The following is a 10,004-nucleotide window of genomic DNA, read 5'->3' as shown; positions in this document are numbered from 1 at the left end:
TGGCGATCCCGGGAGGGCTCGAACCTCCAACCCCCTGCTTAGAAGGCAGGTGCTCTATCCTGTTGAGCTACGGGACCGGCGCCGCAACACTACCTTTGCTCGCGTTTCCTGTAAATCGCCGGATTGGGGCGGCTTTGCAAAAGATACCGGGCCGGTAAGCCGGCCTGCACGGCGCCGGCCAAGCGGACATCGAGGCGGCGCGCCTTCAGTCGAGCGGCCTGAAGCCGCGTGCCATTTTTCTGAATTCCGGCAAGAATTCTCCGCGCGCGTCCTCAGGCGCGAGACCGAGGAGCCGGAAATATCCGCCCTTCTTGGCCGCGACGATGACCTGAAACAGGAGCGTGGGCCGCCCCGTGCCGCCATCCGTCCCTCGCCCGATTGCTTCGACCGCATCGAGCCCGTCGATCTTTGCTCGACTCGTCTCAAGGAGCTGCTTGTCGCGAAACTGTTCGATGGCGTCAAAGGCGCGCCGCGCGAACTCGCCGAGGTCTGTAACAGGGACACCCGCCAGAGATGGCGCCACGAGGAAAAGCGGCTGCGGCTCGCGACCTTTGCCACCGTTCGCCATCGCCGCCGCGCTGAGACGGTATCCTTTGGTGGTCCCGAGCAGCGAGAGGTCTTCCTCGAACGGTCCGCTATATGACATGGAGAAAAGCGGCTTCGCTTCCGCAGTCGCGGGACGGATCGTCGCCGACGCGAGAATCGTCTCGATCCGGGCCTCTGTGACAGCGCCCGAGGAGAGCACCGCGACCGGAATGTTTGCCGTCACCATGCCTGTCGCGCCGGCTTCGCGGAAAATGAGAATATACTTCGCATAATCGCGGACCGGCGTCGTTTGCTCGCCGCGAAAATAGATGTAGTCGCCGCCCCGCGAAGGCAGCAGATGCCGTGATATGGCGCCGACGCCCTCTGCTTTGAGGCGTTCGGCTGCATTGCCGAGTTTGCCGAACTGCTCAAACGCCACGAGCGGCAAATCGATGAGGACGAATGAAGCGCCGCTCGCTTCATGGACGAACCCCGCAAAGCGGTCGGACGGCACGAACGTCTCGTCCACCGCGAGCGCGATCCGGCTGCCGGGTGCCTGACGCAGAATGCTCCGGCCGTAGCTTCGCGAACGGAAGCTGCAAACCGCAATCGAAAGCGCGACGGCGGCGCAAATCCAAAAGATCCAGTAATGCCGAGGGAGGCTTTCGGCCAGTTCCTGCCAAACTCCTGTCATCTCTCAAACCGCGCGAGGGCCAAAGGGACGTTTGCTGCTTTCGACAAAGGGAGCTTCCCGTCAAAAGGTTCGGCTGCGCAACATGTTTCACGGATCGGGCTTACGCTTCGGATGCTACCCGACCGAGAAGGCGCTCCACGAGATCCGGAAGCTCCGAAAAGCTCTCAAGCACCGCGTCGGCGCCAAGTTCGTCCGCCGGCAACGCCGCATAACCGAAACGGACGGCAATCGCGGCAATGCCCGCGCCGCGCGCGGCGGCCACATCGGCTTCGCTGTCCCCGATCATCGCCGCGAATGGCAGCCGCCCTCCGACCGCCGCGACAAGGTGGGTGACATGGCGGGGGTCCGGCTTGTGAAAATCGAAGGTATCGCGGCCCGCCAATGCGTCGAAAAGCGAGGCTATGCCGAGTTCTGAAAGAAGCCGCGTCATGAGCCTCTCGGTCTTGTTCGTGCAGAGCGCGAGCTTCGCGCCACGGTGACGAAGCGTCTGTGCGGCGTCGAGGAAACCGGGAAAGAGCGTCGTCTGAACCGCAATGCGTTGCTCGTAAAACTCGACGAGTTGGTGCGTCAGCTCTGATAATGCAGCTTCACTGGCTGTTTCGCCCGTTTCGGCGAGAGCCGCCTGCAACATGGCTTTCGCGCCGTATCCGACGCCTTTCCGGATGGAAGCCGCGGACGCTCTGGAAAAGCCGTGCGCCGCAAGGGCCGCATTGGCCGCCTCGATCAGATCGCCCGCGGTGTCGGCGATCGTTCCATCCAGATCGAAAACGAGTGTCGCGTTGCGAATGAGGCCCTCCGTTGCGAAACGGCAGCGTACTGCTGCGTGACGGTAACGCCATGATGCGGGCAAATCCACGCCGCAACCCGCATTTTTCATTGAGCTGAAGGCTATAGTGGCCGAAGCGCCACTCTGTTTTGTGGAAAAAATGTTTTAACGAACCGGCGCGAAAGGCCGCTCTTGCTAACCCCATCTTTCGCAACCTATAGTTGACTAACGGTAAAATTGTCCAGCCATTCTTGAGTAGCAGTTCCCTATCTGGCGAGGTTTGAGTGAAATGAATGCGCGCCGAAAACAACTTTATCTCGCACACGTCATGGCGGAAGACAGCATCGGGGAAACCGATGCTGTGTATGATGACGATGTGATCGAGATGACGCCTGCCGAAGCGGCGGAATATATCGCCTCTCTCCTGTCGTCCCTGCGCGTGGTCGCAGCGAAATCGCAGTTCCGGCTGCTGGCGGACCTTATCTCCGTCGCGGAAGAAGAGGCGCGCTTTCATTGTCAGGTCTGAGCGTCCGTTCGACCGACGGAACCGTCTGAACGCCGTCGAGAGCGAAAACAAAAATGCGCGTCGCGGTATTTCAAGCCCGCAGAACGATGTGGCTTGAGCCGCGTCGTTCAAGGCGCCCTGCCAGGTCGAGGGAAACGATTGCGGCGTGAACTTCGCGGGTTTGCTTTCCCGTCATGCGGCAGAGATCGTCTATGGCGATGGGGGAGAGGCTGAGCAACTGAAGAACGCTTGCGATGGTCTCGTCCAGAGACGTAAGCCCGTCGTCCACCCTGTTCGAGTCAGCGGGAGGGCTGTGGATCGCCGCAATTTCCGGGTCGATCCCGGGGGTGGAGGCGCCGATATGGAAGCGGGCCCAGTCGCCAAGCCGGTCCTTCAGCGCCGCGACGATGTCTTCGGCGGAGGTGGTCAGCACCGCGCCTTCCTTGATGAGCCGGTTCGTTCCGGCCGCGCGCGTATCGAGCGGGTGACCGGGCACTGCGAACACCTCGCGGCCCTGCTCCCCCGCGAGACGCGCCGTAATCAGCGAACCTGAGCGCTCGGCGGCCTCGACGACCAGCACGCCGAGGCTGGCGCCGGATATAATGCGGTTGCGTCTTGGGAAATCCTGCGCGCGGGCAACGAAACCCGGAGGACATTCCCCCACAAGCAGGCCGTTCCGGGCGATGTCGGCGGCAAGTCCCGCATGCTCTGGAGGATAGATGCGATCGAGGCCACCCGGCAGGACCGCGCAAGTGCCGAAAGGCAGCGCACCGCGATGCGCCGCCCCGTCGATGCCGCGCGCCAGTCCAGACACCACGAGCACACCGAGGCGGGAAAGCTCGGCGCTGATTTCGGCTGTGAATTTCAGTCCCGCGCCGGACGCGTTGCGCGAGCCGACGATGCCGAAGGCGGGCCTTTGCCAGATGCCCGGGTCGCCCCTGACATAGAGGAGTGGCGGCGGCGCTTCGATTTCCGCGAGCAGCGGCGGATAGCCCGCTTCTCCAACCGCGATGAGCGTCAATCCCGCAGCTTGCGCGCTCTCCATCTCGGCCTCGGCTGCCGCGATCGAGGGCACGCTTTTTGGCGAGACGCGACTTCCATGCCTTGCGAATTCCGGCAGCGCGTCGATGGCCGCGGTCGCCGATCCGAAATGCGCGATGAGCTGCCAGAAGGTGACCGTGCCGATATGGGGCGTGCGGATGAGGCGGAGGCGATCGCGTTTCTCGCGGTGCGTCGGCGCGCGGTGCGAGTTGCCTCCATGGGACGGCTCCGGCGAACGGTCGAAGTCGGCCTCGGGTTCTCGCAGACCCGTCGGGGCGGCAAGTGGCCCCTCGGGAAAGCCGGTGTCCCGGTCCTGTAGCGTTGGTGCAGCTTCCATGACGCGGCGCTTCCGGCGAGACCCGGGTGGCGGTTCGCTGTCGCGGGCCGCCGCCGCCGCGCCGGAAGATCCGGAAGCCGAAGTTTCGGCGGCATTCACATCTGCGGCAGCGTCGTAGGATTGTCCCGCCGCTCCCGATGTCGAAGGCGTGGCGCGCGAATGCGCGGGCCTTTCGGTGGGCTCGTCTTCAGGCGCCTTTCGCTGGCGCGGCTTTCTGGCCGATTTTTGATTCATGGCCGTCAATCAGTTTACGGATATTCTGATGATGGCGTTGAATGAGAACCGCCGAAAGTGCAAGCAGAAAGATAAAAAGCGGCACCGATGTCATCGCCAGCACGAAAAACGGCGTCGCCGCCGCTGCGACAAGGGCGGAAAGCGAAGAGTAGCGTGTCACAAGCGCGATGACGAGCCATAGCCCACAGAAGAACGCGCCCGCCGGCCAGTATAGCGCGGTGATCGCACCGATATAGGTTGCGACGCCCTTGCCCCCCTTGAAGCCGAGCCACACGGGGAACAGATGGCCGAGGAATGCGCCGAGCGCGACGGCCATCGCCGCCTCCATGCCGAGATACTGGCGCGCGAGGAGAACCGGCACGAAGCCTTTCGCCGCATCGAAAAACAGCGTCGCCGCCGCGAGGCTCTTCTTGCCCGTGCGCAGCACGTTGGTCGCGCCGATGTTGCCGGAGCCTATCTTGCGGATGTCACCCAGCCCCGCCATGCGGCTGAGCAAGTAGCCGAACGGGATCGAGCCGCACAGATAGCCGGCGAGGAGCGCCGCGCCCCAGACAATCCAGATGTTCGCGCCGAGAAATACGGCAAACCACAGATCTTTTTCGTTCAGAGCCATCGCTCTTTCCGGTCCTTTCGTTCCGCGTCCGCGGGAATGGTCGATTTACGGTGCGTTCTGCGCGAGCCAGATGAATAAGGGAAGCGTCGCTATCGACGCAATGCTCTGCACGGTCACGATCTGCGCCATCAGCGGCGCGTCGCCGCCCATGATGCGCGCTGTCGTGTAGGCGGAAGCGGCTGTTGGCACCGCTGCGCCGATCACGGCGGCAGTGCGCGCGATGCCCGAAAGCCCCGCGATCCAGGACAGCCCGAACACGAGCAGCGGCATGACGACCAATCGAAGCACCGCGCTCGCCGCTACGAGGTTCATCGCCGCCCGCGCCGTGCCCATGTTGAAGCCCGCGCCGACCGAAAGCAGCGTCAAGCCGATGGAGGCGGAGCCGAGAAGCGACAGCGTCTGAAACGCGAAGTCCGGCGCGCCTGTCACATTAAGGATCAGACCGGCGACGCAGGCCAGGAAAAGCGGGTTCGACGCCACGCGACGCACGGCTTGCCCTACGCTCATTTCAGCCGCGCCTTCGCCGAACACCGACAGAGCGAGCACCGAATATAGCTGCACCGTCGGAATGACGGATGCCACGGTGAGCGCTGCGAAGGTTAGCCCGCGTTCGCCGAACAGCGCCGACGCAACGGCGACCGAAACGATGCTCTGGAAGCGGATCGTGCCTTGCATGAAGCTCGTGAAGGCGGGGCCGGAGATCGGCCGCCCGAATGAAAGCCAGCCCGCGAGCAGGGCTGCGGCCATGATCGTCACCGACGCGACCGACACGAAGACATAGTCGGCGGCGGGCACGTTGTGCAGGTCGGCGCGCATCAGCGTTTTCACGAGCAGCGCGGGAAAAAGCACATAAAACACGAGGGTGTCGAGCGCTCGCCACAAGGCTTCGCCGCCGAAGCGCTTCTGCGCGAGGCCGTAACCCAGCGCCGTGATGAGAAACAGCGGCGCCAGCGCTTCGAGGATCGCGGTCATGCGTAGTTCACGCGGTCGAGAGCGCCTTGCAGGATGTAGGCGGCGGCCATCTTGTCGATGACCTCGGCGCGGCGCTTGCGGCTCGCGTCCGCTTCGAAGAGCGCGCGCTCGGCGGCGGCGGTGGACAAACGCTCGTCCCAGAAAGCCATCGGCATATCCGTGAGCGCGCCGAGGCTTCGCACGAAAGCGCGGGTAGACTGCGCGCGCGGGCCTTCCGTGCCGTCGAGATTGACCGGCAGGCCCACGACGAGACCGCCCACGCCTTGCGCCTTGCAGTGCTCCAGCAGTTTCACCGCGTCGGCCGTGAATTTCGTACGGCGGATGGTGTCGAACGGCGACGCGATCTGGCGCATCACGTCCGAAAGCGCAAGCCCCACGGTCTTGGTGCCGACATCGAGGCCCATCAGCCGCTCGTCGCGTTTGAGCCTCAAGACAAGGTCGGAAAGCGGCACGAGTTCGGAGGGCACGAAAGTCACCTGCGGGAGTTTTTTACAAATTGCGGGCGCGCCGCATTTTCATATAGTGCGGGCACCGCTTTTACTCGTCGCTCATCTTCGGGAGATTTGCAATGAAGCTGACATGGTTCGGGCATTCCGCCGTTCGCGCGGAAAACGGCAGTCACGTCATCCTGATCGACCCGTTTCTGACGGGCAATCCGAAATTCACGGGCTCCGTGGACGAGGCGGCGGCGGGCGCGACGCATGTGGTGCTGACGCACGGCCATGACGACCACGTGGGCGACGCGGTGGCGATCTGCAAGAAGACCGGCGCGACGCTCGTCGCCGTGTACGAGCTGGCGATGCATCTCGCGGCGCAGGGCGTGGAGAAGGTGGAGGTCGGCAACCCCGGCGGCGCCATCGATCTCGGCGGCGGCGTGTCGGTGAGCTTCGTGAACGCGTTTCATTCGTCGTCGACCAGCGTGAACGGGCAGGCGGTCTATCTCGGCAACCCGACCGGCATCGTGATCGAGGGCCTCGGCAAGACGATCTACCACGCAGGCGACACCGGCATTTTCGGCGACATGGCGCTGATCGACGCGCTTTACTCCCCGAAGGTGGGCTTCCTGCCCATCGGCGACCGCTTCACCATGGGCGCGAAGCAAGCGGCGTTTGCGGCGCGCAAGTTCTTCCACTTCGACGCGGTGGTGCCGATCCACTACGGCACGTTCCCGATCATCGACCAGACGCCGGATGAGTTCATCGCGCTGGCAACGGGGCAGAATGTGGTGGTGCCGGAGGTTGGCGTGGCGTTTGAGGTTTAGGAGGGGCGCCTCTACCGGTCATCGTGCAGCCTGCCGCCACCACGCTTCGCGGCGGCTTTGTAAACGGCGTCGCGATCTCGCCTCCCGACCGCGACGACGACAACCAGAACTTCCTTATCGCGAACCTCATAGACGAGGCGATAGCCCGCGCTGCGAAGCTTGATCTTGTAGCGATCCGGCGAACCGGAGAGCTTGGCCGATGGCACGCGCGGGCCTTCCAGCCGCTCTTTCAGCTTCGCCTTGAAGTGCTCCCGCGTCTGCGCGTCGAGCTTCTTCCATTCCTTCAGAGCGCTTTCAAGGAAGGCGAGCCTATAGGTCATCGAGCGTGACCGGAATGGCCCTTTCGCCCTTCCTCGCGTCGGCGATGGCGTTCAATTCCAGATCTTCGAGGCGCTCCATAAGGCGCTCGAAAGCTTTCGCCGGAACGCAGTAAAAGGCCGGCTCGTTCCGGTTCAGGATCGCCACGGGCTCGCCATCGCCGGCTCGCACCGTGCCCATCGGGTCTTTCTTGAGTTCGGTGACGCTCGCTGTCGTCCCCGCAAGGATCGTGTGTGCCATACCCTGAACCGCGCTTTTATGAGCGCTTTATATAGCACCTTTGCGAGCATTCTACTAGGTGCTTCCCGCGAAGACGGTCACGCTTACAAGTTTGCACGCTGGCATGTGGGTAGGTTGTTCCGGAGGCGGGGCACTTTTGAACAAGCTAATTATTAGTCGACGCTTATTCGCATTGTATCTGCGTTAATGATAAATAAATAAATACGCCAATAAATTAAAATCTGCGATGGATAGAGCGCATGGTGCAAGACCGATTTGAAAGTTTTTATCAGCTTTCTCAAAGCGTCAATTCAGGAAGGGATTATCGAATAAGGGTTGACGATAGAGGTTCGCCAATGGCAGTGATCGCACCACACGGTGGTCGGATTGAGCTGCGAACTTCAGATATCGCTTCATCGATAGCAGCTAATGTGCATAGCTTATATTGCTTTGAAGGGGTAATGCCGAATTCATTCGAGAACCTGCATATAACTTCTACGAAGTTCGATGAACCAGCGTGCCTAAAACTCATCGCGACCTGCGATTTTGTGATCGCTGTGCACGGCATGCGAGGCGATGAGGAGCTTGTTGAGATAGGCGGGCTCGACCATGATCTTAAGCAATTCATTCAGGCCGAACTTAGCGGAGCGGGGTTTAACGCAGTCCAAGCAAAACGCTTCCCGGGTCTGGAACCCAAAAACATCTGCAACCGGGGAAAACGCCACAAGGGAGTTCAACTTGAAATTAGCAAGGGCCTCAGGAATAGTTTAGCCCAAAATGACGAGGCGCTTTCTGTCTTTGCTGAGTGTGTTCGGAATTCAGTCAAGGTTGACTAACAAACTTAGCCTTTGCTTTCTATTCTGGAATCTTTCGCAACATAAACCTCTCCGCCCATCGCCTTGAACTTCTCGCTCATCTCATCCATCCCCGACTGCGCGGCCACTCGGGCGTCTCGTTAAACTTGGCCGCATAGTCGCGCACCTGCTGCGTGATCTCCATCGAACAGAATTTCGGTCCACACATCGAACAGAAGTGCGCGGCCTTGTGCGCGTCCTTCGGCAGCGTCTCTTTGTTGTGTATATTCGAACTCACGTAGCCGCGTAGTTCGCTCCCCATTTATTGTATTGATAGGCGAACATGATTCGCTAGAAAGCGAGGTCGATTTGACCAAACTTTTGAGCAGATCCCGGGCGGGCCAGTCCGGGAGGGCGCTAAACGCGGTGGTGTGCGTTTGCCCTGGAAACACGGCGCTGGTCATGGGCAACCGTGACGATGGCTGGATGGTGTGGCGAGGAGTCGCCACTCTCTGAAAAGAGACCGAAACCGACGCTAGCAGTTAACCAGCTAATTGCCTAGGTTTGCGTTGGACGTGGTGTCGGACTGCATCGCGTTCAACGCTCCACATAAACCTCCCCACCCATCTCCTTGAACTTCTCGCTCATCTCGTCCATGCCCGCCTGCGCGGCCATCTCGGGCGTCTCGTTCAACTTGGCCGCATAGTCGCGCACCTGCTGCGTGATCTCCATCGAACAGAATTTCGGCCCGCACATCGAACAGAAATGCGCGGCCTTGTGCGCGTCCTTCGGCAGCGTCTCGTCGTGCATGGCGCGGCTGCCCTCGGGGTCGAGCCCCAAGTTGAACTGATCCTCCCAGCGGAATTCGAAGCGCGCGCGCGAAATCGCGTTGTCGCGAAGCTGCGCCGCCGGGTGCCCCTTGGCGAGGTCGGCCGCGTGCGCCGCGATCTTGTAGGCGATCACGCCCGCCTTCACGTCGTCGCGGTCGGGCAGGCCGAGATGCTCCTTCGGCGTCACGTAGCAGAGCATCGCCGTGCCGAACCAGCCGATCATGGCCGCGCCGATGGCGCTCGTGATGTGGTCGTGGCCGGGCGCGATGTCGGTGACGAGCGGGCCTAATGTGTAGAACGGCGCCTCGCCGCACAGCGCAAGCTGCTTCTCGACGTTCACCTTGATCTTGTGCAGCGGCACGTGGCCCGGCCCCTCGATCATCACCTGACAGCCCTTGGCCCAGGCCACCTTCGTCAGTTCGCCGAGCGTCTCAAGCTCCGCGAATTGCGCCGCGTCGTTAGCGTCCGCGATGGAGCCGGGGCGCAGCCCGTCGCCGAGCGAGAACGACACGTCATAGCGGCGCATGATGTCGCAAATCTCGTCGAAGCGCTCATAGAGGAAGCTCTCGCGGTGATGCGCGAGGCACCACTTCGCCATGATCGAGCCGCCGCGCGACACGATGCCGGTGACGCGCTTCGCCGACAGCGGCACATAGCGCAGGCGCACGCCCGCATGGATGGTGAAATAGTCGACGCCCTGCTCGCATTGCTCGATGAGCGTGTCCTTGTAGACCTCCCAATCGAGCTTGACGGGGTCGCCGTTCACCTTCTCCAGCGCCTGATAGATCGGCACGGTCCCGATGGGTACGGGCGCGTTGCGGATGATCCATTCGCGCGTCGTGTGGATGTTGCGGCCGGTGGACAGGTCCATCACCGTGTCCGCGCCCCAGCGGAT

At 62.0% G+C, this 10,004-nt stretch carries 12 protein-coding genes, 1 tRNA gene and 1 pseudogene; 3 read left to right on the top strand and 11 right to left on the bottom strand.

Going from position 1 to position 10,004, the window contains the following annotated elements; all coding sequences use genetic code 11:
* The 3 genes from QM659_RS16510 to QM659_RS16500 form a co-directional block, all read right to left on the bottom strand.
* Nucleotides 1–77, bottom strand: a tRNA-Arg gene (locus tag QM659_RS16510).
* A 128-nt stretch (nt 78–205) separates the two neighbouring features.
* Entirely contained in the window at nt 206–1,219 is a 1,014-nt protein-coding gene (locus tag QM659_RS16505; protein WP_415189264.1) for a hypothetical protein, read from the bottom strand.
* A 100-nt stretch (nt 1,220–1,319) separates the two neighbouring features.
* Nucleotides 1,320–2,075 (bottom strand): HAD-IA family hydrolase, encoded by a 756-nt coding sequence (locus tag QM659_RS16500; RefSeq protein WP_415189263.1) that lies wholly within the window; start codon nt 2,073–2,075, stop codon nt 1,320–1,322.
* 199 nt (nt 2,076–2,274) lie between these two features.
* On the opposite strand from QM659_RS16500, the gene QM659_RS16495 reads away from it, so the two are divergent.
* Complete coding sequence (locus QM659_RS16495; protein WP_415189262.1) at nt 2,275–2,511, top strand: hypothetical protein; 237 nt, start codon at nt 2,275–2,277, stop codon at nt 2,509–2,511.
* Nucleotides 2,512–2,581: 70 nt separating this feature from the next.
* Here the strand turns inward: QM659_RS16495 and dprA are convergent, their stop codons facing one another.
* The 4 genes from dprA to ruvX form a co-directional block, all read right to left on the bottom strand.
* Entirely contained in the window at nt 2,582–3,868 is a 1,287-nt protein-coding gene (gene dprA / locus QM659_RS16490) for a DNA-processing protein DprA (RefSeq protein ID WP_415189261.1), read from the bottom strand.
* 187 nt (nt 3,869–4,055) lie between these two features.
* Nucleotides 4,056–4,715, bottom strand: coding sequence for a glycerol-3-phosphate 1-O-acyltransferase PlsY (gene plsY / locus QM659_RS16485; protein ID WP_415189260.1), 660 nt, complete (start codon nt 4,713–4,715; stop codon nt 4,056–4,058).
* Between the two features lie 45 nt (nt 4,716–4,760).
* On the bottom strand, nt 4,761–5,687 hold the full coding sequence (locus QM659_RS16480) for an AEC family transporter (RefSeq protein ID WP_415189259.1): 927 nt from the start codon (nt 5,685–5,687) through the stop codon (nt 4,761–4,763).
* Nucleotides 5,684–6,154 carry a Holliday junction resolvase RuvX gene (ruvX, locus tag QM659_RS16475; RefSeq protein ID WP_127078288.1) on the bottom strand — a complete coding sequence of 157 codons (471 nt, stop codon included), beginning with the start codon at nt 6,152–6,154 and terminating at the stop codon, nt 5,684–5,686. Before ruvX ends, QM659_RS16480 begins: the two co-directional genes overlap by 4 nt.
* A 101-nt stretch (nt 6,155–6,255) precedes the next feature.
* Here ruvX and QM659_RS16470 point away from each other — a divergent pair, with 101 nt between their 5' ends.
* On the top strand, nt 6,256–6,948 hold the full coding sequence (locus tag QM659_RS16470) for a metal-dependent hydrolase (RefSeq protein WP_415189258.1): 693 nt from the start codon (nt 6,256–6,258) through the stop codon (nt 6,946–6,948).
* Between the two features lie 11 nt (nt 6,949–6,959).
* Here the strand turns inward: QM659_RS16470 and QM659_RS16465 are convergent, their stop codons facing one another.
* Nucleotides 6,960–7,268 carry a type II toxin-antitoxin system RelE family toxin gene (locus tag QM659_RS16465; RefSeq protein ID WP_415189257.1) on the bottom strand — a complete coding sequence of 103 codons (309 nt, stop codon included), beginning with the start codon at nt 7,266–7,268 and terminating at the stop codon, nt 6,960–6,962.
* Entirely contained in the window at nt 7,258–7,506 is a 249-nt protein-coding gene (locus tag QM659_RS16460) for a type II toxin-antitoxin system Phd/YefM family antitoxin (RefSeq protein WP_415189256.1), read from the bottom strand. Before QM659_RS16460 ends, QM659_RS16465 begins: the two co-directional genes overlap by 11 nt.
* A gap of 239 nt (nt 7,507–7,745) precedes the next feature.
* On the opposite strand from QM659_RS16460, the gene QM659_RS16455 reads away from it, so the two are divergent.
* Nucleotides 7,746–8,321 (top strand): poly-gamma-glutamate hydrolase family protein, encoded by a 576-nt coding sequence (locus tag QM659_RS16455; RefSeq protein WP_415189255.1) that lies wholly within the window; start codon nt 7,746–7,748, stop codon nt 8,319–8,321.
* Between the two features lie 5 nt (nt 8,322–8,326).
* Here QM659_RS16455 and QM659_RS16450 read toward each other — a convergent pair.
* Both QM659_RS16450 and thiC read right to left on the bottom strand, forming a co-directional pair.
* Nucleotides 8,327–8,553: pseudogene (locus QM659_RS16450) on the bottom strand (phosphomethylpyrimidine synthase); the annotation flags it as partial.
* Between the two features lie 323 nt (nt 8,554–8,876).
* On the bottom strand, nt 8,877–10,004 hold a 1,128-nt coding region (gene thiC / locus QM659_RS16445), incomplete at its 5' end, for a phosphomethylpyrimidine synthase ThiC (protein WP_415189254.1).

Origin of the sequence: Rhodomicrobium sp. (assembly GCF_047605405.1) — a bacterium.
GTDB lineage: Bacteria > Pseudomonadota > Alphaproteobacteria > Rhizobiales > Rhodomicrobiaceae > Rhodomicrobium > Rhodomicrobium lacus.
This window is presented reverse-complemented; position numbering and strand designations above follow the sequence as displayed.

Coding starts and splice junctions, on each gene's coding strand:
- QM659_RS16505 (WP_415189264.1), bottom strand. CDS start 1,219: ATGACAGGAGTTTGGCAGGAACTGGCCGAAAGCCTCCCTCGGCATTAC.
- QM659_RS16495 (WP_415189262.1), top strand. CDS start 2,275: ATGAATGCGCGCCGAAAACAACTTTATCTCGCACACGTCATGGCGGAA.
- dprA (WP_415189261.1), bottom strand. CDS start 3,868: ATGGAAGCTGCACCAACGCTACAGGACCGGGACACCGGCTTTCCCGAG.
- plsY (WP_415189260.1), bottom strand. CDS start 4,715: ATGGCTCTGAACGAAAAAGATCTGTGGTTTGCCGTATTTCTCGGCGCG.
- QM659_RS16480 (WP_415189259.1), bottom strand. CDS start 5,687: ATGACCGCGATCCTCGAAGCGCTGGCGCCGCTGTTTCTCATCACGGCG.
- QM659_RS16470 (WP_415189258.1), top strand. CDS start 6,256: ATGAAGCTGACATGGTTCGGGCATTCCGCCGTTCGCGCGGAAAACGGC.
- QM659_RS16465 (WP_415189257.1), bottom strand. CDS start 7,268: ATGACCTATAGGCTCGCCTTCCTTGAAAGCGCTCTGAAGGAATGGAAG.
- QM659_RS16460 (WP_415189256.1), bottom strand. CDS start 7,506: ATGGCACACACGATCCTTGCGGGGACGACAGCGAGCGTCACCGAACTC.
- QM659_RS16455 (WP_415189255.1), top strand. CDS start 7,746: ATGGTGCAAGACCGATTTGAAAGTTTTTATCAGCTTTCTCAAAGCGTC.